The sequence below is a fragment of the Rhizobium sp. Leaf384 genome (assembly GCF_001424065.1).
In the GTDB taxonomy this organism is placed as follows: Bacteria; Pseudomonadota; Alphaproteobacteria; order Rhizobiales; family Rhizobiaceae; genus Ferranicluibacter.
On sequence record NZ_LMQE01000001.1, the window covers coordinates 420,232 to 444,950 of the forward strand.

General features: G+C 61.2%; 26 protein-coding genes, 2 tRNA genes and 1 pseudogene. 4 read left to right on the plus strand and 25 right to left on the minus strand.

All coding sequences use genetic code 11. The features are described from left to right. Positions 1-14 precede the first annotated feature (14 nt). The 18 genes from ASG25_RS02060 to ASG25_RS02140 all read right to left on the minus strand — a co-directional run bounded on the left by ASG25_RS02060 (position 15) and on the right by ASG25_RS02140 (position 15,872). Positions 15-1,220, minus strand: coding sequence for a phage major capsid protein (locus ASG25_RS02060; RefSeq protein WP_062468574.1), 1,206 nt, complete (start codon positions 1,218-1,220; stop codon positions 15-17). An 8-nt stretch (positions 1,221-1,228) separates the two neighbouring features. Continuing rightward, entirely contained in the window at positions 1,229-2,350 is a 1,122-nt protein-coding gene (locus ASG25_RS02065) for a S49 family peptidase (protein ID WP_062468576.1), read from the minus strand. A gap of 9 nt (positions 2,351-2,359) precedes the next feature. Continuing rightward, positions 2,360-3,586, minus strand: coding sequence for a phage portal protein (locus ASG25_RS02070; protein WP_062468577.1), 1,227 nt, complete (start codon positions 3,584-3,586; stop codon positions 2,360-2,362). Continuing rightward, positions 3,586-5,526, minus strand: a complete 1,941-nt coding sequence (locus ASG25_RS02075; protein ID WP_062468579.1) for a terminase TerL endonuclease subunit — start codon at positions 5,524-5,526, stop codon at positions 3,586-3,588. Before ASG25_RS02075 ends, ASG25_RS02070 begins: the two co-directional genes overlap by 1 nt. After that, on the minus strand, positions 5,489-5,884 hold the full coding sequence (locus ASG25_RS02080) for a hypothetical protein (RefSeq protein ID WP_062468587.1): 396 nt from the start codon (positions 5,882-5,884) through the stop codon (positions 5,489-5,491). Before ASG25_RS02080 ends, ASG25_RS02075 begins: the two co-directional genes overlap by 38 nt. A 206-nt stretch (positions 5,885-6,090) precedes the next feature. Next, a complete protein-coding gene (locus ASG25_RS02085; protein WP_062468588.1) occupies positions 6,091-6,375 on the minus strand; it encodes a hypothetical protein in 285 nt (94 codons plus the stop codon). Between the two features lie 158 nt (positions 6,376-6,533). Continuing rightward, positions 6,534-6,608 (minus strand) — tRNA-Asn (locus tag ASG25_RS02090). Positions 6,609-6,612: 4 nt separating this feature from the next. After that, positions 6,613-6,689 (minus strand) — tRNA-Met (locus ASG25_RS02095). 756 nt (positions 6,690-7,445) lie between these two features. Next, the gene (locus ASG25_RS02100) at positions 7,446-8,501 is read right to left on the minus strand and encodes a hypothetical protein (RefSeq protein WP_062468590.1); all 1,056 of its coding nucleotides are present in this window, start codon (positions 8,499-8,501) and stop codon (positions 7,446-7,448) included. A 466-nt stretch (positions 8,502-8,967) separates the two neighbouring features. Beyond that, positions 8,968-11,307, minus strand: a complete 2,340-nt coding sequence (locus ASG25_RS02105; RefSeq protein ID WP_062468594.1) for a DUF3987 domain-containing protein — start codon at positions 11,305-11,307, stop codon at positions 8,968-8,970. Then, complete coding sequence (locus ASG25_RS02110; RefSeq protein ID WP_062468597.1) at positions 11,285-11,560, minus strand: hypothetical protein; 276 nt, start codon at positions 11,558-11,560, stop codon at positions 11,285-11,287. The genes ASG25_RS02105 and ASG25_RS02110 overlap by 23 nt, the downstream gene beginning before the upstream one ends. Before the next feature lie 265 nt (positions 11,561-11,825). After that, positions 11,826-12,245 (minus strand): hypothetical protein, encoded by a 420-nt coding sequence (locus ASG25_RS02115; protein WP_062468605.1) that lies wholly within the window; start codon positions 12,243-12,245, stop codon positions 11,826-11,828. A 191-nt stretch (positions 12,246-12,436) separates the two neighbouring features. After that, positions 12,437-12,655 carry a helix-turn-helix domain-containing protein gene (locus ASG25_RS22020; RefSeq protein ID WP_082479826.1) on the minus strand — a complete coding sequence of 73 codons (219 nt, stop codon included), beginning with the start codon at positions 12,653-12,655 and terminating at the stop codon, positions 12,437-12,439. A gap of 92 nt (positions 12,656-12,747) precedes the next feature. Further along, entirely contained in the window at positions 12,748-13,131 is a 384-nt protein-coding gene (locus tag ASG25_RS02120) for a hypothetical protein (RefSeq protein WP_156379637.1), read from the minus strand. After that, complete coding sequence (locus tag ASG25_RS02125) at positions 13,128-14,405, minus strand: site-specific integrase (protein ID WP_062468609.1); 1,278 nt, start codon at positions 14,403-14,405, stop codon at positions 13,128-13,130. Before ASG25_RS02125 ends, ASG25_RS02120 begins: the two co-directional genes overlap by 4 nt. Positions 14,406-14,834: 429 nt before the next feature. Continuing rightward, positions 14,835-15,239 (minus strand): host attachment protein, encoded by a 405-nt coding sequence (locus ASG25_RS02130; protein WP_062468611.1) that lies wholly within the window; start codon positions 15,237-15,239, stop codon positions 14,835-14,837. 104 nt (positions 15,240-15,343) lie between these two features. Then, entirely contained in the window at positions 15,344-15,634 is a 291-nt protein-coding gene (locus ASG25_RS02135) for a hypothetical protein (RefSeq protein WP_062468613.1), read from the minus strand. Positions 15,635-15,638: 4 nt separating this feature from the next. Further along, complete coding sequence (locus ASG25_RS02140) at positions 15,639-15,872, minus strand: hypothetical protein (RefSeq protein WP_062468615.1); 234 nt, start codon at positions 15,870-15,872, stop codon at positions 15,639-15,641. A 338-nt stretch (positions 15,873-16,210) separates the two neighbouring features. Between ASG25_RS02140 and ASG25_RS02145 the strand changes: the two genes are divergently transcribed. The 3 genes from ASG25_RS02145 (at position 16,211) to ASG25_RS02155 (ending at position 17,733) form a co-directional block, all read left to right on the plus strand. Next, positions 16,211-16,528 carry a hypothetical protein gene (locus tag ASG25_RS02145; protein WP_062468617.1) on the plus strand — a complete coding sequence of 106 codons (318 nt, stop codon included), beginning with the start codon at positions 16,211-16,213 and terminating at the stop codon, positions 16,526-16,528. Between the two features lie 30 nt (positions 16,529-16,558). Then, entirely contained in the window at positions 16,559-17,170 is a 612-nt protein-coding gene (locus tag ASG25_RS02150; protein ID WP_062468618.1) for a general stress protein, read from the plus strand. A gap of 233 nt (positions 17,171-17,403) precedes the next feature. After that, positions 17,404-17,733 (plus strand): hypothetical protein, encoded by a 330-nt coding sequence (locus tag ASG25_RS02155; protein WP_062468620.1) that lies wholly within the window; start codon positions 17,404-17,406, stop codon positions 17,731-17,733. An 875-nt stretch (positions 17,734-18,608) separates the two neighbouring features. On the opposite strand, the gene ASG25_RS02165 is transcribed toward ASG25_RS02155, so the two are convergent. From ASG25_RS02165 to ASG25_RS02195, 7 genes and pseudogenes are all read right to left on the minus strand, one after another. Beyond that, the gene (locus ASG25_RS02165; RefSeq protein ID WP_062468623.1) at positions 18,609-19,025 is read right to left on the minus strand and encodes a hypothetical protein; all 417 of its coding nucleotides are present in this window, start codon (positions 19,023-19,025) and stop codon (positions 18,609-18,611) included. Positions 19,026-19,277: 252 nt separating this feature from the next. After that, positions 19,278-19,820 (minus strand): MerR family transcriptional regulator, encoded by a 543-nt coding sequence (locus ASG25_RS02170; protein ID WP_062468626.1) that lies wholly within the window; start codon positions 19,818-19,820, stop codon positions 19,278-19,280. 205 nt (positions 19,821-20,025) lie between these two features. Further along, complete coding sequence (locus tag ASG25_RS02175; RefSeq protein WP_062468629.1) at positions 20,026-20,364, minus strand: integration host factor subunit alpha; 339 nt, start codon at positions 20,362-20,364, stop codon at positions 20,026-20,028. A 117-nt stretch (positions 20,365-20,481) separates the two neighbouring features. Then, positions 20,482-21,453, minus strand: a complete 972-nt coding sequence (locus tag ASG25_RS02180; protein WP_062468633.1) for a beta-ketoacyl-ACP synthase III — start codon at positions 21,451-21,453, stop codon at positions 20,482-20,484. A gap of 7 nt (positions 21,454-21,460) precedes the next feature. Next, complete coding sequence (plsX, locus tag ASG25_RS02185) at positions 21,461-22,519, minus strand: phosphate acyltransferase PlsX (protein ID WP_082479827.1); 1,059 nt, start codon at positions 22,517-22,519, stop codon at positions 21,461-21,463. Positions 22,520-22,737: 218 nt separating this feature from the next. After that, positions 22,738-23,313, minus strand: a complete 576-nt coding sequence (locus ASG25_RS02190) for a DUF177 domain-containing protein (RefSeq protein WP_062468639.1) — start codon at positions 23,311-23,313, stop codon at positions 22,738-22,740. 110 nt (positions 23,314-23,423) lie between these two features. Beyond that, positions 23,424-23,948: pseudogene (locus tag ASG25_RS02195) on the minus strand (ubiquinol-cytochrome C chaperone family protein); the annotation flags it as partial. Between the two features lie 141 nt (positions 23,949-24,089). Here ASG25_RS02195 and ASG25_RS02200 point away from each other — a divergent pair. After that, positions 24,090-24,620, plus strand: coding sequence for an outer membrane protein assembly factor BamE (locus tag ASG25_RS02200; RefSeq protein ID WP_062468647.1), 531 nt, complete (start codon positions 24,090-24,092; stop codon positions 24,618-24,620). The last annotated feature ends 99 nt before the right edge of the window (positions 24,621-24,719 follow it).

The following is a 24,719-nucleotide window of genomic DNA, read 5'->3' on the forward strand; positions in this document are numbered from 1 at the left end:
AAGCCGCCACACCGTTAAGCAGGGTTAACCGCACCGGTGACGAAGGCCTCCGGACGATACACGGCAAGCGCGAGTCGTTCTTCGCATCGCACGCTAAGCATGTTCTTCTCGAAGTCGTCAACGTTCTCGCTCGACAGCAGGACTTCGATGTCCATACGGTCGAAAATCTGCGCAGCGATGTTGAAGGCGCCGGTCAGGAACGTGCCCGAAGCCATTGCGAAGGAAGACACAACCGGAAGATTCCAGAGGGTTGGCGAGAGCGCGCCCTGCGGCTGGCCTACGATGTAGTTGCCGCCGGCATCCTTCGTCAGTTCGATCTTCGCCCAGTCGATTGGGTTCAGAACGAAGGCCGTAGCCGGAAACTGCGCCAAAACGACCTGGAGAACTGCGAGGCGAAGGCGGTCAATCGCAGTAGCAGACGTCGGCGTGAACGACGGAGCGAAAGCAGTTGCCTGAGGCAGGATGCCGGCGATGTTCTGGCCCGTTCCGGAGCCGTTCAGCAGCTGATTTTCTTCAACGAGCTTAAGGCCGTATCGAGCCTGCCCGTCAATGAAGCTGGCCAGCGCCGGAGCGTCGTCCATGATCTGTCGGCTAGCCTTAAAAAGGTGGGCCAGCGTCCGAACAGGGGCGGACATCATGTTGAAAGCGATGTCAGAATACGGCTTGGCAGTCGTTTCAGCAACCGGAGCAGCATTATTCGTGAAGCCGGTCTGCTTGACGTATTCGATATTGTTGGATCCGGTGCGACCAGGCATCAGAAGATCGCGGATCGTCAGCTGACGCTGAGTAAGTGCGAAAATGCCAGGAACGCGAGCGCCCTGGACAAGCGACGTCCCAACGGAACGACCGGCGCCCTGCGTGGTGTCCGCCGTAGTGATGGCGGCGCGGTCAGCAATAACGCGAATGGAGCCGCGCTCTGTGCCGCTGAGGGCGCCGTTCTTGAAGCCCGCAGTTTCGACAACAAGCTGGCCAAGAGACTTTTGTTCTTCGACGCCTTCTTCCTTCTCGCGGGCAGCGCGCTTTTCGAGGTCGCTGATGCGCGTGGAGACGGCGCCGAGCTCGGATAGAGCCTTGTCGGTCTTGTCGGTGAGGTCCGCCGAGATCTTCTCGCCGTCGGCGGTCTTGCGGGTGAATTCGGTCGCCAGTTCGGTCACGTTCTCCTTGATGGAGGCGAGCGACTTCGTCAGGTCGGCGAGACCTGTTGCCAGTTCAGTGGTCATGGGGATTCCTAGATCTTTATTTTGAAGGATCGTGCTTCGGCCAGAGCCGCGTTCAGCGCTGTCAAAGCAGCAGCATCCGTCTCGACATCAGGCTCCCCCTGATCGGCCTTGAGGTAGAGCCGAGCGGCCCGCTCTGCCTCTGAGTTCGAGAAGCCTGCAAGTCCCTTGAGGCCGTTTTCAAACTCACGTTTCGTGATTGGTTCGCCAGCTGCCATCTTGCTCGCAAGCAAGGTCGCAGCCTCTGCGCGCGCCTGGTTGCTTGCCTTCACGCGCCGCACATATGCCGGCTGCGTTTCGGCGCCAAAGCGCTCAAGCGTCTCTTCCAGTGTGGCAACGCGATCGACCATGCCACGGTCCATGAGACTTTCGGCGTAAAACACCCTGCCCTGTCCATAGCCATCTTCGACCTTGCCAACCGTCGTGCCCCGCCCTTCGGCGACGGCTGCAACGAACTTGTTGTAGGAGCGGTTCACGCCATCCTGCACGTGCGCAAGCGTGTCCTTGCTCAGCGGCTCGGTCTCGTTGCCTTCGACCTTGTGCTTGCCGGCGGAAATGTACGTGCGCTTGATGCCGCGCTGCTCGAGAGCCTTGGAAACATCGTCATGCGCCGTGTAAACGCCGATCGATCCAGCGCGTCCCGAAGGCGTCACAACGATTTCGTCGGCTGCGGAGGCCACCCAGTAGGCAGCGCTGGCTGCCAGGCTGTTGACCTGCGCGATAATCGGCTTTTCGCCGCCACGTAGCTTGCGAATTTCGGTCGCAAGCTCATCCGTGCCGGGGACTGTGCCGCCGGGGCTATCGACATCGAGCACAACAGCCTTCACATCCGCGTTGGACAGCGCTGAATGCAGCGCTTTTTTGATGCCGGCGTAGGATGATCCACCGCTCATGGCGGAAAACATGTCCATTTTCTGCGCCAGCACACCGTAAACGGGGATAACTGCGACTTTCCCATCGGTTTCGGCGATATCCTTTGCTCGCGCGTCGTCGATCGCCGCGGCAAACTCGGTGGAAAACAGCTTCTCGCCCTCGGCTCGCGCGACCAAAACATCAGCCAACATGCCCAGTTTTTCGCGCTGAATCGCCCAGGGTTCGGCCAGAAAGGCCGAAATCAGGTGTTCAAATTTCATGATTTGTCCTTATGCAGCGCGTGCTGCGGGCGGTTCAGGCGTTGCCTGGGTGTCTTTGCCGAGCATATCGAGCGGCGTCATCGTGCCGTTGACGATCGAGCGGTTACCGCCTTCGATCGGCGCCTTGTTCTCGTAAGCGCGGCCCTCATTGACGGTGTAAACGCCGGACTGGATCATCTTGGAGACGAAATCAGCCCGAGCTTCGCTGTCGCCCCTCAAGAGGCCTTCCATCGAGAATTTGACGACCATCTGCTTGCGCGTTTCGCTGCTCAAAAGGTCACGATAGATGGCGGATTCGATGCTTTTCACCATCGGGCCAAGGCAGGTCTTGGTGAATTGCAGGATCAATTGCTCGATCCCGCTGCCCCACGTCGTCGTGCCGTTGGCTGCGTGGCCGATCATGACCGGCGGAACACCAAAGATGCGGCAAATCTGTTCGACACTGTATTGGCGCGTCTCCAGCATCTGCGCGTCTTTTGGATCAATGGTGAGCTGCTGATATTTCAAGCCAGCCTCAAGGACGGCGATCTTACCGGCGCGATCAGATCCGGCGAACTGCCCCAAGACATCGCCCAGCTGCTTGCGCTGATCGGGCTTTAGAATCTGGTCCGAAGACAGAACTCCTGAAACCTGAAAGCCGTTGGCAAACATCTTGCCTGCTACGCGCTCACCTGAAAGGGCGTTGCCGACCGCATTTCGGACAACGCCGATCGGCGACATGCCGCGGTCGCAGCCCGGCAGAACCGCTCCACGGACGTGGAACATCTTGTCCTCAGCGATCCGCCTGCGCTTCCCGTCCTCAAGCACCTCGTAATACCGAGCGCCACGCTTGTCGCGGCAGACGTCGACGTTCAGAGGAGGTAGCGGGTTAAGCGCAACCAATCTGGTACCGTTGAATTTCTTCTCAGCAAAGAAATTGCCGTCCAGGCAGAAACACAGCGCGACCATTGCCCAGAAGTCCGACGCGGTGTCGTCCATATTGGGCATATCGTGCAGCAGGCTGTAGAGATCGGAGCTCGTGTCGACGGTCACGCCGTCAGCCTTGTAGACTAGGCACGGGAGCATGATGAATGCGTTGCGAATCAGGTTGACGCACGCCCATACAGCATCAAGCTGCAGGGCGCTTTCGATCGTCACCGTCTCGCCTGACGTCGTTCCCAGCCCGAAGAAACCGCGCCAGAACTCGCCGTCGGTGAGTTTTATGGGCACTCCGCGCCATCTCTCGAAGAGACCCATTAGATCACCATTACCATGTTGTTGATGAAGTCGCCGATGTCGGCGCCTGGCGCAGCTTCGCCATCAACCGCAGCCCCGACAGCCATTGCAGCAGCCACAGCCGGGTCGATCCTCACCGTTGATTTCTTTTTGCTGAACCACTGATTGCCCATCAGCGGGTCCGTCTCGATTGCCACACCCATGAGAGCGCCAAGCAGGACGGGAGAACGGCGTAAACGAATGCGCCCCTCAAGGATAAGCGTTTCCAGAGCCGCAACGGACCCCGGCATCCAAAGCCCCAAAGGAGCCTCCAGGCCGGCAGCCTTTGCCGCTTCGACCTTATCCTCGTCAGGCTTCGCCCTACGCTTGCCGCCCTGCGGATGCGCTACTGTCTTGATATCGACGCCGTACTCGTCCAGTTCTTGCTCAAACTTGTCGAAAGCATAGCGGTCAAAGGCCAGCACACCGATGCCGTGCTCAGCGTTGATACGTGCGAACAGGGCGGCAACGTGATCGTAGCGAACACGCGCACCTTCCGGAGCGTTGATGTATGGCTGCGAGGTGTCATTGCCGTCTGCATCCTTGTGAAACGTCTCTTTCCAGAGCCGGTACGGCACATGGTCGACCTTTGACCGCTCATCCATCGTGTCGCGCGGCGTGAATGCCTCGATCCACAAGTCGTAAGTGGGCAGATCAACCTCTTCGCCATCCGTCCGGACAACGCGCTTTGTGCCGGTCTCGATGATGAAGGCGGCAGCCGTCAGATCCTTCGCGCCAGATAAGTCGAGCCCAGCCGCGTTGATTGTTTTGCCTTTGTGCTCGGCATACGGATCGAAGTCGGCCATCACCTTTTCAAGCAGCGGCCGCGGTATCCACGCAGTGTCGGATTCGGTCCAGACGCAGAAGTGCAGCCGCAGAATGTTGTTGCGCTTCGACGGGATGTCCCTCGCCTGCGCGACGACGCCTTCGATGTACTCGTACTTGAGCGTCACACCCAGAAGCGGATTGGCTTTCACCCAGCAGGACGGATCCGTGAACGGGTCGTCGTCCTTGTCGAGCGCGCAGACATAGCTGAACGTCTCGTCGCTGGAGTTGTTGGTGCCGATGACGTCGCCGACATAGTGGAAATCGTCGTCTGGCGTCTCCGTGCCCGCTGCAACCTTGACCGCCCACTGGTGCTCCGCCCAGCAGACGCTGTTGCGGTCGCTTCCCGAGTTCGTGATCATCAGTAACAGAGGCTGGTCGCGAAACTTGAAGCCGCGCTCCAGCATTTCGATCGTGTGGCCGTTCGGATGTTCGTGCAACTCGTCGACCAGCGCCACATAAGGCCGCGGCCCGCTGTGCGCCTGCTCGCGCGAGATCGGACGAAAGAATGATCGCGACTTGATGTGCGCCAGGTTCCAGACGGGGTTTCCGCCCGACGGCGTCAGTTCACGCGAAAGCTTCGGCGACTGCTCATACATCGCAACTGAGTCGCGAAACAGAACGAAGGCCTGCGCTTTGTCCTTGCCGGCCGCGGAGATCTCGGCCGCCGCCTCGCCGTCAGCGGTCATGCAGTAGAGTCCGACCGCGCCAGCGAACGGCGACTTGCCTTGGCCTTTTGCTTGCTCAACATATGCGCGGCGAAACCGTCGGACGATCTTGCCGTCCTCGTTCGTGCGCTTCCATCCAAAGATAGAGCCGGCAATGAACGCCTGGCTTGGCTGCAGGATGAACGGCCGGCCTTCGAACTGGCCGCCATTGAGGCGCAGAACGTCACGGCAGTAGCCGATAAAACGCGCAGCGCCCGCCGGATCCCAGATCAGGCCGCGTTTCGCGCCGTTCTTCAGGTCGTCGAGGTGGCGCTGGCATGCGTTGCGGACGTGCGGCCCAGCGATCGTCTCGCCGGAGATGACAGAACGCGCATATGCAGTCGTCGGGTCGTCAGAAGTAGGCGTCGGCAGGGTCGGTCTTTTCGCCATCTGGCTTAGCTCCCGCCTTCGATGCGTCTGCTGGCGTAGCTCCCATTGATCCCAAGCATTGCCGGTAAAGGTTCATGGCCTGGACGCCGACATCTGTCTCGCCGTTAACCATGTCGCCCATCATTCGCCCACGGACTTTTGCCGCTATCGAGAGGACGCCTCGATGGCTCTTGTTGAGCCAAGGAATTTCTTCAGCCAGCTCGCGCCAGGCCTGTTTTGCATTTTCGGACAGCCAAGCGAACGGCTCACCCAAGTCGCCGTCGACGATAGGCTCGTTTCGCTCCTCGAACCGGCCCTTGTTCTTCTTATCAGCGCCAGTGACTGCTGCCTTGGCGGCTGGCGTTCTCTGCCGTGCCATGGCGTCATACCCTCATATTTTGAAATGTGGCGTTGTACGCGTTTGCCCAACGCCGATACCCACCCCATCGATGATGGACTTCTAATGTACCCCCTTTCCGGGGGTCGGAGGGCATCCCCTCCATCATATCACGTCCGACTCGGTGTGTCAAGCACAAAATGCAACAAAATCATCTGGATGCGACGATTTATTCGTCTAATATGTCATCAGATCGGCCACCCATCCGCTCCGTAGGCCACAACCGTCTGCCCTGCGTCCTCGCGCTGGCCTCTCGAGGAGTGACAGGCTTTGCAAGTTGACAGGAAGGGGCCCGACCAGAACAGGTCAAGGTCGCCCTTGTGGGCGATGCGGTGGTGGACCTCGTTGGCCTCGGTGATCTCTTCGCGCTCAAGGCACCATTCGCAAAGCGGATGCTCGCTTAGCTGACGCTCTCGGACAGCGCGCCAACGTGCAGTCTTGTAGAGCTTGCGCCACGGTCGCGTGTCGGTCATCAGGTTGCGTGCTGCACCATCGTGGCGACGTCAGCCCATTGGCGATCGGTGGAGCAGGAGGCCACGACAGACAGCACCATTAGGAAGGCGCATGCAGTAGCAAGGCAGCGAGCGACCGTGACAGCTTGTAATGTGAGCATGGCGAGCCTTGGGGGGGTTGGCTGGAAAGGAAGGATTCGAACCTTCGACATAGCGATTAACAGTCGCCCGCTCTTCCGCTGAGCTACATTCCATAACTGGTTGCGCAGGTCAGATTCGAACTGACGATCTCCAGCTTATGAGGCTGGCGAGATACCGGGCTTCTCTACCGCGCATAAAAACGAAAGCTGGAGGGAGCGCGGCTTATGGGTGAACTAAGCACCGTGCACACTCAACCTCCAGCAGGATCGCTGCGGCGCCGAGGAGACGGAGCGGGCAGCGATGGGTGACAACAAGGGATCCCTCAGCCAAACAGAAAACTGCACCGAAGCGTGTTCCGTCTGAATGGCCTTCTATCACCTTGCTGCATTGGTGTGCCGAAGCGCAGCGCTGCAGACGCTATGCCATCGCGCCAATTGAGTGCAGATGGGGGCTTCGGCAATAAGTATCGTGGTGCCGCATGAACGCCGCAGCCCTCATGCTTCGATCCTTTCGGGTAGGCCATAAGGCCGGGCGCAAACCGCTTCCCATAACCGCCTGCCCCATACCATGGACCCCTGAGCAGGTAGGCTTTGCGCTTAACGTCCGCCGACAGCACCACGAATAGGCAAACGAAGATGGCCGAGCGGAACAAGCACCGCTGCAGCATAGTCGCCGTCCCGGTTTGTCGATCGGGCTGTAGGCGCAGGCGAACACCATCACTGGGTCGCGGCATCTTCGTTATTCACAGCCAGCCTAAGCTGGCCAGGCGCTAGCTGAGCGAAAGACTCACGGCGTTACGCCCTATAGTTACCCGCACACTCAGCGGCTGCAACGAAGTGCAGCATGGCGACGGGTCCGTCTCACTACGGGAGATCGGAAGCAATCAGGGTGGCGCAACTACGTTGCACCACCCTTCACTTGATAGGTGGGCGAAGTGTCGGAAACTTCCCCTACCTTTCCGCCGCGTGTCTCGCCGCCTCCATTGCATCGAGATAATTGTCATTCGCGGCAACCAGTAGACGCCTACCCGCATCGATCGCATGACGGCCTTTATAGCCGCGCGCCTCGCCGAGCTGTGCCAAGCTGCGGGCCGACAGAGCTTCCGTTAACGCGAAGACATGCTTATCCGCCATCGCTTCCAGCGCGCGATTGAAGGTGTCCCGGTTTTCTTTCTCCGTAAAGATATCCTGCCACGCTTGCGAACCGCTCTCGCCTTTCTTGCCCTTCCGGCCGCCGGTGAACAACTGACCCAGGTTTGTCGGACCGTATGGGAAGCCGTCGGGGCAGCGCGTGATTTCGGGGAGCGTGGGCGTGTTCGCATATGCACGAGCAAGCATATCAGCAGCCGCGGCTCGATTGACGCTGAGGCGTTCTTCCCTGGTGGGCGGTGCTTTCGATTTCGGGCGCCCCGCAAGCCGCCCCTGAACCATCCAGCGATAGTGCGCGTTGGTTCGCGAGACGTCGTCTTCCGTGCCACGATCGCGAGGGGACTTCTCTTTGCCACCAAGCATGCCGCCCACAGGCATCCGGATGTTTGCCTCCACGACCTTGTCCGCGTCCAACTTGTAGCCACGCTCGGTCTGAGTGCCGTCGCTGAACCGCAGGCGCCCGATGCGAACGACTGTCTTGCGGCTCACGCCATTATCGTCGACGTAGCTCCCGCGCTCCGGCGACTTCCTCATTTCCCGTTCGATCTCATCCATCGTTGGTGTGATCTCGAGGGTTCGATCAACGCCAAATCCTTCTTCCGGCGGGGCGTTATCGTTGTCGGCGACAAGACGGAAATTCGTGCTGATAGTTGGCGCAGGCTCTTCGGGCACGCCCTCGCCTTCAGCCGCGCCGATCGGTCGGTTCCGCATCGCCAACAGTGCGGCCAGTTCGGACAAGTCGCGGTGTCGTGGCTTCTCGGTTTTCGTCTCGCGACCAAAAATGGCGGAATCGGTTTTCGGCGCTGTTGCTGCCCAACCGGCCACGGCTGCACGATGTTCTGATGCTGTTCGGGTCATGCGGCATCCTTTTTCTTAGCGGGGCGGTTGTCGTTGGCAGGAACCAGACTGCCGGCGTCGGTCAAGCTGGGTCGGCGCGAGGCGAGGTCATTGAGATCTTCGAAGTCTGCTCGTCCAGTTGGTAGGTAAAAATCTTTCGCCATTGAGGGAGCTGAACCTTTGCCTGGGAACGGCCCGCCTTGTTGGCGGTGATGTCGAATGGTCAATTTTTCCTCCAAGGTGTTTGCTGTTCGCTGCCCCATTGCCGTATTGCCACATTGCAAACATGGATTCTGACAATCGGAATTGAGCCCAAAAAGAAGAGAGAAAACCACATTTGCAATGTGGCAATAGAATAAAAAAATATATATATCTTATTGTTATATATATGTTTTTCTATTGTTTTTAGCTGCAATGGCATGGCAATAGCTTGCAACCGTTGCCAGGATTGCAAGGCACCAGATCTGGGCCGTTGCAACGTTGCATCTTACGTTGCCAAAACGGGGAGCCGGAACTTGCTGCCTGCGCCCGGTTTCGATCGGCCTTCGATGCTGACCTCGCCGCTCTCTAGGAGGTACTGGAGAGCGGCATCAATCTCCTTTAAGTCTGCCCCACGAATGCCTTTCCGCCGCAGAAGGACGGAGTACGCGACCACGCCATCCTTCGCTTCCCGAATGACCTCGACGATCGTTTTGCGAAGAGCTTCCGCCGGGCTTTCTGACATGTGGCGGTCAACACCTTCCGCAATGAGGTGGATCGACCTAAAGACGATGGCCCACGCCCATTCGATGTCATCCAAACTGATCTCTGGCGATCTCGCATCGCGGCTAATTGCTCGGATCGTCGCAAGCCTGACTGTGTTTTCAGCGGCACGCCCGATGATGTCGTTGAAGGTCTGATCCCAGCCTAAACGATGTTGCCACATGAAAACTTGACCCCACCGCTTGTACGCGTCACCAGCTTCTCCGCCGGCAAATTGGACTTTGTGCTTCGCGTCGGACTTCGGTCCTCTTGGGAAGCCAGTGATAGCTCCTTGCAGCGAAGCCACGAGAGCGGCCGGCGGGCGCAGATCCACATCAAGCCGCGGCGGGCGTATATTGCCCTCATCACGCGTTCCCGTAACGAACACGAACCTATTGATGAAGCCATCCGAGACTGATGCGGCGGATAACCCGCTGTAGAGCGTGCTAGGTGTGGTCATGGCCAGCACGGTGAGAGCAGGCCCGACTAGCGGGCCGTCGTCTTTCTTCGTCTCGCTGGAAGCGTAGATCCGGCCGTCGAAGACGCTGTTTGATTGGTCAAAAATGGCGAGTAGCATTTTGCGGATCGAGGCCGATGCCGAACTCTGATTGCGTCCATTCACGTCTTGGAGAAGGATGCCGAACTCATCGAGCACTGCGACGGTGCTGATGTTCTTGCGCAGCATCCGCTCGATCGCCGCGTAGCTGGTCGGATCTCCATTCGAGACGGCACCCACGGCGCCGCACAGGTCCCCTAGGTTTCGGATGGCTTTTGGGGGGTGCCCCTTTCCGCCCGCCGTCCCAAGGATTGTGCAGAGGTAGCCGTTGACGCCAGCATTGGTGGGGCCAATTGCCAACTTGCCGAAGCATCCGCCGAGAAGAGCAATGGCCGCCGCAAGCGACAGCTCGCGCACCGGCACAATCGCGGTATCGTGGATCCAGTTTGCAATATTTTCGAGAAGCCCGCCGGCGGCTTGAGGCGTGAACGGGTCTGGGTGCATTGGAGGCGTATCATTAAGCGGTGTAGCGTGATTATCGTTTGCTGCGATCCTGACCTTCTCGGCTGCACTTTCAACGAATGCTTGCGCAGCTTCGGAGCGTGCAGCGCGCTCCTCGATCAGAGGAACACCAAACTTTCCCCACATGCGGCGGAAATCTGTCGCAGCGCGCTCTTCCGTTGAATATCGCCGCAGCCAATCGCCACGCGCATCAATGAACAAACGCATCCCGCCCTCTACCGTGTGGCCATCGAAGGCAAGTTGCTCGACCACGCGTGCTGCGTGCTCGGACCTATCGCCGACATCGTTCGCTGCGAGCAACTGCGCTGCCCGATCGCCAGCCTGGACGCCGCCGCTCGCCGGAAGCTGCCCGATGTCAAAGCGCGACGCCTCCCTAACCTCAGCGGCCCACGGGTCCAGCGCCGCGCGGAGATCCGCGACCGGCATAAGCTCGCCTTGCCACTCCTCGACGACGAAAACCGGTGCTGGATCCGCCGAACGCCCACGCTCTAGCTTCTTCTTATTCGGGTAGTTGAATGTTCCGGGGATCCGCCAAACGTGGGCGACGTCCGCGGTTCCATGGTCGGAGTTTGTTGCACGCTTGAGTGCGGCCGCGAGCGGTTTGGCTTCCGCTGGCGCAACGGGACTATCAAACAAAACGAATGGCTGCCGATTGCCGGGCGATGTTTCAAGAACAATACTTGCATCGAACGGCATAGCCCCGTCGCGCCCTGTGTCGGCATCGAGATCGACCACAAGACCGAGCAGTGCAACGATATCGGCTTCAGTCCCTCGTTTACCGCGTTCAAGGTTGGGCCGCATGACCTGCAGACCCGCGAACACGTTCGCATGCGGTGTCTCGGCATGGCATAATATGGCCTCGACCATGCCGTCGACGTCGCCGATGCGATGGTGGCTGACCACGCCTGGTACGTCTTCGTCCCCGTTTGGGTTCGCGTAGAAGGTCGACACGACCAGCAGCCCAGCAAGCCCGGCAGCCAACTGATGCAACATCTCGACGTGGCCGCGAACGGCAGCTTCATTGAACGTGATGGGCACTGCGGTGTTAAAGGCGGGGGTTCGAGCCATGGCTGTTTTTCGCCCTTTCCAGTTCAGAGTTGGCGATGTCTGCGATCGTTGCAGAAAGCTCAGGCGAGAACGTCGCCAAGCGCCGGCCTCCATTTGCCGACGGTGCGTAGACAATACGGCGACCATCAGGAGCCGCCATCAGCTTCAAACCAAACATCCGGACGTCGGCTGAGAACTCCAAATCGAAACAAGCAAGCGCGCGAATGGCTTTGCCAGGCTGCGCCGGAACGCGTTGGATGTGTATGACCTTCATCGGCCGCCCTCCCCGTCTCGGCCAAGTTTCTCGTTCATTGCATGGCGAACGAACTCTGCCGTCCGAGGATCAACGCAGAAGATATCCCCTGCTTGCTGCAGGTCGCGATTCCCCTCGGTGAAGCGCATCCGTCTGACGCTTGCCATTGCGGATACGCCAGTGGGAGTCAGAACCGGTGAGAAATCGACATACCCGCACGTCCGACCTTCGTCCGCGTCATGGATGGCGAGCCCGTAGCCCGTGACGGGTTTCGAACGGGGCGCGCTCAAGCGAACAACCCCGCGAAATCAGCAAAATCTGAAGCCGCGGCACCGCGCCCCCTCATCGCGAAGTACCTGCCGACGAGCTCGCGATCGTCCACGATTTTGTCAACGATGCCGCAAGCACGGAGGAGCGCGTCGAACCGGCGCGAAGCCCGCCCAGGCTCGGTCGCCAACGCGAAAATTAGCGTCGCCTCTTCGGCGAAATGGCCGACCGGAAGCGCGCGGACAGTCGCAAGATGCAGGTGGTCCACCTCGGCGGACAACTCGACGCTGGACACGCACCAGCCTGCCCACTCGGTGGTATGGGCGAGACGATGATTTGCCAGACGAGCGACGCGGGCGACGCCGTCGGCAGGACCCGTAAGGGCGAATGCCATTGCGATGGCTTCTTGGGTCGGGGTGTTTGTTTGGGGAATGGGCATGCGTTCTCCTCCGCCGACCAGGGGGTCGGACGCTCTTGTGTGTGGTGGGGTGTGCTCAAATATGTAGTGATTTTACGCGGGTATCTCGCCCGCGGCTCTACCGGTTAACCGCTGGATTGCGTCGATCGTCTAGGGGACGGCCCGCCGGCTGTGGACTGGCAGGGGTTTGTGATCTGAAAATGGTAGGGTAGTTAGACTTGGGCTGTCGGCCGGTTATCGTTCGGGGCACCCCACGTTGAACATCGTGCGCGTTCGGCTTTCCAAGCATCTAGGTCCGAAAGTTCGTAGATCACCGCCCTACCGAGCTTAAAGTACCGAGGCCCGCCGCCGAAGCAGCGAAGTTTGTCTAGGGTGGATTTCGAAAGACCGAGATGGTGGGCGGCCTGCTTAACTCGTAGGTTCGTCGTCACTGTGTTTCCCTCCGTATCCTTGCGTTGGAAGGAATATGCGACCGTTTTACATTTTTGTTTAGATCACGAAATTCCCATTTTCGTGCGGTGTTTCACGGAAGGTCTCTCGTTGCCTCGTCATGAGCTGCTTTAGCCGCGTCAAACTCCGACACGGCATTTTTGACGTGTCCTTCAGAGTAGCAGAACTTCTCAGCGGTGATTCGCATCGCGTCCTCATACTTCGCTCCACGCCGGCGGAGATCATGGAAATGCTCGCCAATCTCAAACCAGTATTGACGCAATGTCTTTCGACGTCCCCGTTTCCTCGGCTTTGGTGAGAGCATCTCGGCCGCAAGCTTTTGCGTCACCTTGCTTGCATTGCCGGTCAATAGGATCTCGACAAGGAGCCGCCGCGCGTCTTCCGTTCGCCCCTCGCTTATAGCTGACTCAATCGGAAAAGCCTGTAGGCTAAAATCGTCGGGTAGCTTCGCCATCATCGGCCTCCCATTGCTGCAGCAATGCGGTCAGCTATGGCATCAGCAGCACGTCGAACAGGATCGCTTGCCAAATGCGCGTATTTCTCCGTTGTTTTCGTGTCGGCATGGCCAAGCAGCCGGCCTATGATAGGTAGCCCCAAACCGCTGCCGGCTCCTATAGAAGCGTACGTGTGGCGCAGGTCATGCAGCCGAACACCTTCCAGGCCTGCCCGTTTCGAGATTGCAGACCACGGCCTCTTGAGATCTGCCCTTGGCTTCTCGTCCTTCATTCCTGCACTCTCACTGGCTATGACATATCGGCCTAGTCGCGGAATTTCTTTAATGACGGCGATCGCGGCTGACGACAGGATGACGGACTTCTTTCCTGTCTTGGAGTCGCCAAGGAACAGTATGCCTCGCTCGAGATCGACCTCTCTCCAGCTCAAGTGAAGAATCTCTCTCAGCCGGCAGCCGGTAAGCACTAGCAGCCTGATGGCTGCGGTAACGGCCGGAGAGAAGACAACGCGACGGTTTTCCTCTTTCGGCGCGTGCTTTGCCTTCGCTTTCGTTGGGTCAACTGCGTAGGGTACGCCAACAGTCTCTGCCTCGATAAGAGCCTCACCCAAGGCGGCGAGCTCTTCTGACGTTAGGTATCGCTCTTTCGAGTTCTCGGCGTACCGCTCAACACGGCTCACGGGATTACAGCTTTCCGGAACCAACTCCTCCCCAGTTGCCCAGCCATACGCAGCGGAGAGGATCGCTAGTGCCCTATTGGATATGGTCCTGCCGCCGGTCTTCCTATCGCGACGCCGGGAGATCGCAGCCTGCATGCGGGCGACGTCGGCTTTGGTCACCTGTCCCGCTCTCATAGACCCAATCTCTGGAACGATGTGCTTGTCGATCACATGCCGGTAAAAGTCCGCTGTAGAACCTTTACGCTTCGCCTTGACGTGCTTCTCAAGAAAGTATTCCAGGATTTCCCTCACGGACGGAGCCGCGCGCTCCTCCGCTCGCTGAGCCGCAGGATCTGCGCCTAAGGTCACCCGGGCAAGTGTTCTTGCAGCCTCGTCCCTCGCCGCCTCCGGCGAATGGGTAGAAGGCGTGCCAATTTTGATGCGCTTCTTCGCAACGCCCCTTCCACCCGCGCCTGGACGATACTCAAGGATCCATGTCCGTGTTCCGGACGGCATCACCTTAAGCCCAAATCCCTTGAGATCCTCGTCGTAGAAAATTACCGGCTTCTCGACAGCTTGGATGCCTGAGACGGCCTTACGGGTTAGCTTCAATGTCGGCACTGGCGACCCCTTGTTCTATCTATCCAGTCGCCACCCAGTCGCCACCAAGAGCGGAAACGAGAAGAAACTACATGAATGATCTTGAGACAACGTAGCCAATTTTACATTCAATAACAATATGATGGGAAACACTGGGAAACCTGAGGAAACGCAAGTTTCCAAACTGGGGGTCAAGGGGTCGTCGGTTCGAATCCGGCCATTCCGACCATTCAAATTAACCACTTAGCGGGTTGATCGAGCTCCCCCAGAGCTCACGGCTGCCGCCCGGTTTTCACCTGCGGCCCGAACGTCATCCCCACATAATGAAAAACCGCCCGATCCTGCGATCGAGCGGCGAACGGACGCTGTGCCGCGGTCCCGGATGTCCGGTTTGCGGTGTCGGGAGAGAGCCGAACAGACGCGGCTCTCTCGGGCTTGCGGGATCGTCGATCAGGCCGCTGCGATCGCCTTCTCGATGTCGTGGATCGAGTGACCGGTGAGATCCTTGTCGAGCTCTCCGACGATGACGTCCGACAGGGCCTTGTGATAGCCCTTGCGAAGCTCGCCCAGGGTGCGCGGTGCCGCGATGATCACCAGCTTCTTGATCTTGCCATCCAGAACCTGCTTGTTCAGCGCGCTGATCACGCCAGCGGTAAAGCCGTCTTCGTCCTGCTGTCCGTCGCCCGGATTGGCAGAACTGCTGGAATGGCGGCCACCCGACGGGATTTTCGAATCATCGATGTCCGGTTCGGGCAAGGCCTTGAGCTGGATGCTGGAGGCCTGACCTTCATTCTTGAAGAGGGACAGCTTCTTGCCGTCCGCGACCGCGACGACTGCATTCTGGGGAAGATCCATGGAAAACTCCGTTGGTATCGCGCTTGTGACGACGGGGTGTCGTGCGCATGCTCGATAAAAGCCCTTTAAGCGGCTTTTCGTTCCGTCTTGTCGTCGTCAGGCGGTCATCGCGCCAGCGTGCCGATCATCAGCCTGTTGCCGTCCCGGTTGCCGCACCGACAGACGAGCTTTTCCTGAAAATGAAGAAGGCTCATCTCGGCGCCGACCCTTCGGCGGACGATCGCCATGTCGAGCCACCCGACGTGATCGCAGGTCGGGCAGGTGCCGCCGATGATCTCGTATTGCGCCAGGTCTCCAATCGGACGCCACAGGTCGTAGCTCCCCTCGCGCATCCGGGCCGGCGCGAACGGCGCGGCCATGTCGGTGCGCAGGTCGATTCCGCGCTTGTGCTTCATGACCTCACGCCTCCGGACGGGCCGGCAGGCGCTCCAGGCGCGGCTTCCACCCCCGCCCGATCCCCGTCGAGAGCAAGCGGGACGCGATCTGAAGCTGGTCGCGCGTGAAGTCCAGCTCCATGACGAGCGTCTTGACCGCCTCCACCGCGTCTCCCGCGTGCTCGGTGATGATATGTTCGGCAAGGACGTCGATCGACATCTCCAGGGGTTCGTTGGCATGGTGCTGGACATTGGTCATGGGCCGACTCTCAGGTGGGAATGTTTTCGGAACTGGCGGACTATGTTCCTATTTTGTTCACGGTCGGATGCATGTGTCAAGGAAAGGTTTCGTTCTTCACAGGGGTGCGGGTTCGCCCTTACGCGGACACGGTTTCCCTCGTCGGCCGGGCTGTGGCGGGACACCTCTCGCGGCCTCTCCGCTGGGCGTCGAGGCGCTGCAATCCTTGCGAGCGATCGCGCGCTTGCTAAGGACCGCTCTCTTTAAAGTCGCGAAATCATTGCATTTCTGCGGAACATTTCCTTTGGCAAAAGCTTACCCATCGAGACCTGCACACGGGTCTTGAACGGAGGAACCCAATGAAAAAGATCATTCTCGCTGCGGCGATCGTTGCTGCATCCGCCTTTGGCGCCAGCGCCCAGACGACGCCCGCGCCGTCCGCCGATGGCAACACGCCGGCAGTCGCGACGCCCGACACCGCCAACCCGACGGCACCTGTCGAAGGCGCAAATTCGTTCACCGAAGCGCAGGCCAAGGAACGGATCGAAGCTGCCGGTTACACAGGCCTCGACGGCCTGATGCTGGACGACAAGGGCATCTGGCAGGCGAAAGCCATGAAGGATGGGAAATCCGTTGCGGTTTCCATGGATTACCAGGGCAACGTCGTCGCCAAATAACAAGCGTCCGTGCGCTGAAAGGAAATCATTATGAAGACTGTAACAGGACTGTTCGACGATTATAGCGATGCAAGCGCTGCCGTGAGCGCCTTGGAGGCCCGTGGCATCCCATCCGACGATATCAGCATCGTGTCCAACAATGCGGATGGCCGTTACAAGGATGGCGACCATGACAGCAAGGCTGCCGAGGGCGCCGGAACGGGCGCCGGCATTGGCGCCGTTGTCGGCGGCGCAGGCGGTCTGCTCACGGGTCTTGGCATGATGGCCATTCCGGGCGTCGGTCCCGTCGTCGCGGCCGGCTGGCTCGCCGCAACAGCCCTCGGTGCCGTTGCCGGCGCTGCCGCTGGTGGCGCCACAGGTGGCCTCATCGGTGCGCTGACGTCGTCGGGTGTCGATGAAGACCATGCGCATGTCTACGCCGAGGGCGTCCGCCGCGGCGGCACGCTGGTCACCGCGAAGGTTGACGATGCCCTGCAGATGGACGCGGAAGCGATTCTGAAGAAGTCGAACTGGGTCGATCCGGTCGAGCGTCGCAATGCCTATGCAGAGCAGGGCTGGACGAAGTTCGACGACACGGCTGCCCCCTATGGCGCCGCAGAGGTCGAGCAGGAACGCGCGCGTTATCCGCGCCGCACGCTGTAATCGGGCGAGATCGCCAAGGAAGGGGCCGGAGTCATCCGGCCCTTTTTCTCGTTCCCCGATCGTCCGGACACCGCCCCCAAGCGCGGCTGCGGTGATCGCATTCGTCCCTGGCGGACGTCGCTGCCTCGCGCACGCGACAGGAAAAACGTACCCGCCTCTGGCCGGATCGTCGGTTCACCCTAGGTTCATCGCTTACCGAATAATAGTAAGACTTACTTAGCAAGGAAGACACCATGACCAGATTGACCCAGGTTCTCGGCGCCGCCGCTGTTGCGGCCGTCCTCGGCCTCACAAGCTTCTCGACCGCGTCTGCAGCGCCTGTCGTACCGGCGCCCGTGCAGATGACGACCGATGCGCAGGCGGTCCAGTATCGCCATCGCGACGATCGTCCGCGCTGGATCAAGCGCCACGACCGTCGTCACGAGCGCCGGATAGAACGTCGCGAGGAGCGTCGTGGCTACTGGCGCGGGCACCGCGGGTATCGCGAGGCGCGTCGTGGCTACCGCCGCCACAGCGACGGATACTACTACGCACCGGAAGTCTTCCGCCTCGTCATTCGCTAACACCGGCATCGGTCGCCGCTCTCCAGGGAGCGGCGGCCTTTCTTTGTGTCGAGGGCTCCGGCCCGACGCCGTTGGCGGCCGTCAAGCGCGTGTTGTCCTGATACAGCTCGCCCGAACGTGTGCAGCGGCTTCGGGAAACGACAGGCATCACAACAAACCGTAAAGCGCACAGGCCCTGCGCGGCATGCCATTTTCACTGGACCGATAAGATCGGTCTCGTCCACTGCCCTGCCCTCGGCCTTTCCCTGTCGCACGGCGTTCCGCACGAGCGGTGACCCGACATGTCCGGCTGACTGCAAAATGCTCGTTGCCGGAGGTGAACAGCGCCAATGATCCTGTTGGTTCAAGGATGGCCTGAAGGCGGACCGCAGGCCCGGACCATGCTACCCCCCTCTTTCCCGTTGCCTGCGCAGGCGAACCGAGCACGGATGTTCCGCCAGCAGAGACCATCGGACACGGGCATCGAGACGCAGAGCTGAAGCGGTCCCCACCGACGCACAGGTTCGGTGACACGAACGGAGGCGCGCTGCATGGAGACGCTGCGCGCGACATCCAACCGCAATCAGCATTCGGCGTCGAGGCGGTGTTGGAAATATAAAGACAGGGAGAGGGTGTGACGGCGGGAGCATGGCGCTCGGGCTCAGGGTTAGAGCAGGGCCGTTACCGGGTCGGGACATGCTATCGCAGACATGCCGGACCATTATACGTCGCCTGTTGCAGCATGGCCGCACGGCAACCTTCGAAGTCCGTGTCCATGCCGATCAGGATCGACAGGAGATCGTCGCCGCTCCGTCCAGTCGGAGCCTCGAAGGCTCCGGCTGGACAGGCGTTTTCCAGGACCAGCCGGAGCCTGGCAGGCATCGGCTGGATAGGTCTTACGGCGTGGGGCAAGCCGTGCCGGATGCCGTCGTGGTCGCACCCGGTGCGCAGGGCTGGTCGCCCGTCATCGGTGCCGTTGCGGTCGGTGCCGCTGCGCTGCCGGCGCCGGACGTCGTCGTGCCCATGGAGCCGGATGCACCAGAGCTGTCGCTCGAGGCCGGCTGATCGCCCGTCATCGGTGCGGTGCCGCCCGTGGCGCCGGTCGTCGTGCCCATGGCAGAGCCGGACGTGCCGGCCGCGCCCGTTGCCATGCCGCCCGTCGACGAGGTGCCGGCTGCGGTCGTGTTCGGCTGGTCACCGGTCATCGGTGCTGCACCATTGGCTGCGCCAGAAGCGCTCGTGCCGGTCTGTGCAAGGGCGGTGCCGGTCAGGCTCAGCGCGACAAGCGCTGCGGTCAAATAGGTCTTTACCATTGTTCTCATCTCCTCGTCTCGCCTGGCATTCTGCCGGCGTTGAGACCTGAAGAACCCTCCAATAGGCAAGCTGTTCCCTCCGTCACCGGCATTAGGCCCGCTGCGCGGACGAGCGTCCGGTATCGGACGAAACAAGAACATCGGGAACGATCTGGCGTATGGTGCGCGACTAAAATACGGACGGGCGCGCCTATCGTCGTTTGACGACGACGCCGGAGACCGGCAGAGCGGGCAGGTTCCGGCAGTCTGGGATCAACGGACCTGGTCGAGCAGCCGCTTGCACTCCAGAAGGTCGTAGAGGGCCTCCTGCAGCAACGCCCGGTCTTCCTTGTTGACGGAGGTCTTGCCGACGGACACCTCGGGCATGTCGTCGGCGCCATTGTTGAAGGAGAAGAAACGGCGGCTGGTCGGCATTTTGGCGCGGCCGACGATCTGGTCCTCATCGGCCATGCCGATCTTCGGTTGCTGCTGGACCGGTGGCTCGTCGTTGCTGGCGGCAGCCAGAGCCTCGACGGTCGCAAGGTCGCCGCTGGCAATTGCCGCGACGAACTTGTTGCCGTTCATCTTCAGGAGCTTCTGGACGCCCTTGATCGTGTAGCCGTGATCGTAGAGCAGATGGCGGATACCCTTCAGCAGGTCCACGTCCTCGGGCCGGTAGTAGCGTCGCCCACCGCCGCGCTTCATCGGCTTGATCTGGACGAACCGCGTCTCCCAGAAGCGCAGCACGTGCTGCGGCAGGTCGAGATCGTCGGCGACTTCGCTGATCGTGCGAAACGCATCCGGGCTCTTGTCCATGTCGTCCTCAATCAGCCATAGGGGTCATGATCCCGAGAGGCCATGACCGGGGTGCCGCAGCGTCCCGATTCGGGACAACCCTGCGCTCTGCGCTGCATGATCGCACAATCGGGCCGTCTTTCAACGGCTTACGCGAAGGTTTTCAACCGGAAAAAGCAAGGCGCCCGAACGGGCGCCGTCGACATGCGCCCCCAGGGCGAGGCTGTCAGGGTGCAGGCGCGGCCGGCTTCTGCTTGGCCTTGCGGGCCAGATGGGCCTTCAGCACGCGCTGCTTCAGCACGTTGGAGGCCTTGAAGGTCATCACGCGACGCGGCGAGATCGGCACTTCCTCGCCCGTCTTGGGATTGCGGCCGATGCGCTCGTTCTTGTCGCGCACCTGGAAGGTGGCAAAGGAGGAGAGCTTGACGCTCTCCCCGCGCACGATGGCGTTGCAGATCTCGTCGATGACCGTTTCGACCAGTTCGGCGGATTCGGTACGCGACAGGCCGACCTTGCGAAAAACAGCCTCGGCGAGGTCTGCTCTCGTTACCGTTTTACCGCTCATGATCCCCCACAGATCTTCTGGAATCTCGATTTCCGTGAGAGACTATTGCCGTTGGCCACGTGGGTCAAGCGCTTCATTCCCTTTCGCTTTTCATCGAGCGACGGGCGGGCCCGCCGGTTACCAGCGCAGCAGCACGGAGCCCCAGGTGAAGCCGCCGCCCATGGCCTCCAGCAGCACGAGATCGCCCGGCTTGATGCGTCCGTCGGCTGCCGCCTCGTTCAAGGCGAGCGGGATGGAGGCGGCCGACGTGTTGCCGTGGAGATCGACCGTGATGACGACCTTTTCCGGGGGGATGCCGAGCTTCTTGGCCGAGCCGTCGATGATCCGGCGATTGGCCTGGTGGGGCACCAGCCAGTCGATATCCTCGGCCGTCGTGCCCGTGGCCTCGAAGGCCTGCTCGATCACGTCGGTGATCATGCCGACCGCATGCTTGAAGACTTCGCGGCCCTCCATGCGCAGATGGCCGACCGTGCCCGTCGTCGACGGCCCGCCGTCGACGTAGAGCTTTTCGCGATGGGTGCCGTCGGAGCGCAGATGCGAGGTGAGGATGCCGCGATCCGCCGTCGTGCCGTTGCCCTCGCCCGCCTCCAGGATCACGGCGCCAGCGCCGTCGCCGAAGAGCACGCAGGTGGTGCGGTCGCTCCAGTCGATGATGCGGGAAAAGGTCTCCGCGCCGATGACGAGAACGCGCCGTGCGAGCCCGCCGCGGATATAGGCGTCCGCCGTCGCCATGGCATAGACGAAGCCCGAGCAGACGGCCTGCATGTCGAAGGCCGCACCATGCTGCATGCCGAGACGTGCCTGGATGTTGACGGCGCTGGCCGGAAAGGTGTTGTCGGGCGTCGATGTCGCGAGAATGATGACGTCGATATCGGCCGGCGTCAGGCCCGCACGGTCGAGGGCGGCGCGTGCGGCGGCTTCGCCGAGCGACGCCGTCGTCTCGCCCTCGCCGGCGATGTAGCGCTGCCGGATGCCGGTTCGCTGCACGATCCACTCATCGGTGGTGTCGACCCTCGCCTCCAGGTCACGGTTGGTCACCACTTGTTTCGGGAGCGCTGCCCCGAAACCGCGAACCACAGAACGGATCATGTCTTTGTCAAACCTCGCCACCGGCACCCGTCGGCGCCCCTTCGGGGGCCCGGGTCGCGCGGTATTTGTCCAAGTCGGTCTCGATCTTGGCTTTCAATCCATTGCGGACCATGTCGTAGCCGACATCGATCGCCGCTGCAAAACCCTCGGCATCCGCACCGCCATGGCTCTTGATCACCACGCCGTTGAGGCCGAGAAAGACGCCGCCATTGACCTTGCGCGGATCCATCTTCTCGCGCAGCCGGTCAAAGGCGCCTTTCGCCAGTATATAGCCAATCTTGGCCAAAAGCGTACGGGACATGGCCGCACGCAGATATTCCGCGATCTGGCGGGCCGTGCCTTCGGCGGCCTTCAGCGCGATATTGCCGGAAAAACCCTCGGTGACCACGACGTCGACGGTCCCGCGGCCGATATCGTCGCCCTCCACGAAACCGAAATAGTCGATGCCGTCGAGATTGGCCTCGCGGATCAGCCGCCCGGCCTCCTTGACGTCTTCCTGGCCCTTCATCTCTTCCACGCCGACATTGAGGAGACCGATCGTCGGGCGATCCATCTCGAACAGCGCGCGCGCCATGGCGCCGCCCATCAGGGCGAAGTCCATGAGCTGCTGCGCATCGGCGCCGATCGTCGCGCCGACGTCCAGCACGATGCTCTCGCCTTTCAGCGTCGGCCAGATCGCCGCGATCGCCGGACGCTGGATGCCGGCCATCGTGCGCAGGCAGAAGACCGACATGGCCATCAGCGCGCCGGTGTTGCCGGCGGACACGATGACGTCGGCCTCGTTGCGGTTGATCGCATCGATCGCCTGCCACATGGACGCCTTGCCACGGCCGCGGCGCAGCGCCTGGCTCGGCTTCTCGTCCATGGCAATCGCAAGCTCGCAGGCGTGGAACGTGCTTGCAGCCTTGACCTTCGGGTACTTCTCGAGGATCGGCAGGCAGTCGGCCTCCAGACCGTAGAGCACGAATCGGATGTCCGGATGCCGCTCGAGCGCCTTGGCGGCGCCGGGGATGATGACCTGCGGACCATGATCGCCGCCCATCAGATCGAGGGATATTCTGACCACGTGTTTCCTATCCTGCTGTCCGTTTCGTGCCCGCCTGCCCCGTCCGCGCCGCGAAGCGCCGGCGCTCCTGCATGGCGATCCGGACTGGTCCTTAACCGTTCACGCGGTCGAATGCGAGCCGATCCCGCAATTCCTCCGGCCGCTTTCCGTCAAAACGGCCTTTTTTCCAAGATTCATACCTGAACCGGCCCTGAACAAGAAACGCTACGGCCGGCCGTTCAGTCCTTTTTCCAGTCTTTCAGAGCGGCAAACGGATTGGGGCGCTTGTCGTTCTGCTCCGTGCTTTCGATGTGGTCGGGAAAGGCCGCACCGGGCTTCTTCGGATAGGGGTCGATCGCCATCGCCACGTGCTCCGCGACGGTCTGGCCGATATCGATCGTATCGCCGACGAAGACGTCGGGTGCATCCGGACCGTCGGGGTCGATCACCGTCTCCGGCGTCTCGGCCGTCAGCGCACGCGCCAGCCGCGATCCGTCGGGCACGAAGGTCGCCTCCACGGGCTCGTCGATATGGCTTTCCACCGGCTCGAGCGTCACCACGCATTCCTGCACCAGATCGGCGGTGACCCGGCCCTTGACGCGCACGCCGTCCTTTTTCCAGCGCGCGATCTGCAGCTCGGCCGTCAGGCTGCGGACCTCGGTCACGCGCCATTGCCGGGCCAGCGCCTCGAGCGCCGCCGCGTCCGCGGCGAGCCGCAGCGTCGTCAGACTGGCCGAGAGCGCACCGACCTTGACCAGATGCGAATAGGCAGGGGCGTCATCGAGCTTTTCGGGCGGCTGTGCGGGGGACTTCACGGGGCGCTCCTTTGCGTCGTGTCTGTGTGTGGGATCGGGTCGGCAGCCGGGGACACCGTTGATGCGGACATCCCGGGAACCGCCCCATGGCCGGCGTCCGGGCCGGGCGCCGGGATGGCGAGCGTGCCGGTTTCGACCATGGCCTCGTCGGTCGCGCTCAGTCTCCGTTCGACCGCGATCATGTAGTCGGCCAACGCCGTCATCGCAGGCGCCTCCGCCGGCGCCTTCGGGTGAAAATTGCGGCGGAGCGCGGCTTCGAGCGCGGGGCCGTCGCCCTGGTCGAGCGCTGCGGAATAGCTTTCGAGACGGCCGTAGAACATCGACGCCAGCTTCTTCATGCGCTTGGGCACGCTGACGTCGCCGACACCGAGTTCGCGGATGGAGTGATCGACATCCTCGAAGAAGGCGTCCACGATTTCCTGGGCGATCTCCTGCCCGGGCCGCGCCGAGGCCCGCGTCCGGCGGAAGTAGAGAATCAGCATGGCCGAGACCATTTCGAACCGGCCCATGACCGTATCGGGCACATCCATGCTCTCGTAGAGCATCGGCTGCCGGGCGGCGGCCGTCAGAAGGTCATACTGACGGGCGACGATCGCGGCGTTCCCGTTTTTTTTGCCGAACAGCCCGAAAAACATCATTAAGCCCAACTTTCCCCGCTTCAAACACGCTGAAACACCGGGGGCACGCGCATCGTCTTGTTGCATGATCGCGGAAGCTGGTTTACCGAAGCAGGCACGAAAAGCAATGGCGCATCTGCCGGCGTATCTTCAAGGGAGATGTCGTTGACGAGACGTTTTTTCAAGTCCGACATGCATATTGTGAACCGGACGGGTCTCGCCGTCATCCTGTGCGCGGGCCTTCTGGCCGGCTGCCAGAGCTCGGGCGATCTGTTCACCGTGTCGCAGACCTATAACCAGGGTTATGTGGTGGACCAGGAGACGCTCGCCCTCGTGCCGGTCGGCTCCAGCCGCGAGCAGGTCCTGCTCTCGCTCGGCACGCCTTCCACCACGGCAACCTTCGACAACGAGGTGTTCTACTACATCTCGCAGAAGCGCCGCCGCCCGGTCGCCTTCATGAAGCCGAAGCTGATCGACCAGAGCATCCTCGCCGTCTATTTCGACAAGGACGGCACCGTGTCCCAGCTGGCGCACTACACGCAGCAGGATGGCAAGGTGTTCGACATGATCTCGCGCACCACGCCGACCGGCGGCAAGGAGCTCACCTTCCTCAGCCAGCTGCTGACCGGCAACGGCATCGGCAAGAGCATGGCCCGGTCCGTCCTCTCCTCCGACGTCGGCAACCGCTGATCCTTCCGCGCCGGGCGCAAGCCCGCGACGCCGCGACCGCGCAAGACAGAAAAACCCGCAGCGCCGGCCGGCCCTGCGGGTTTTCATTTGAGGCGACGC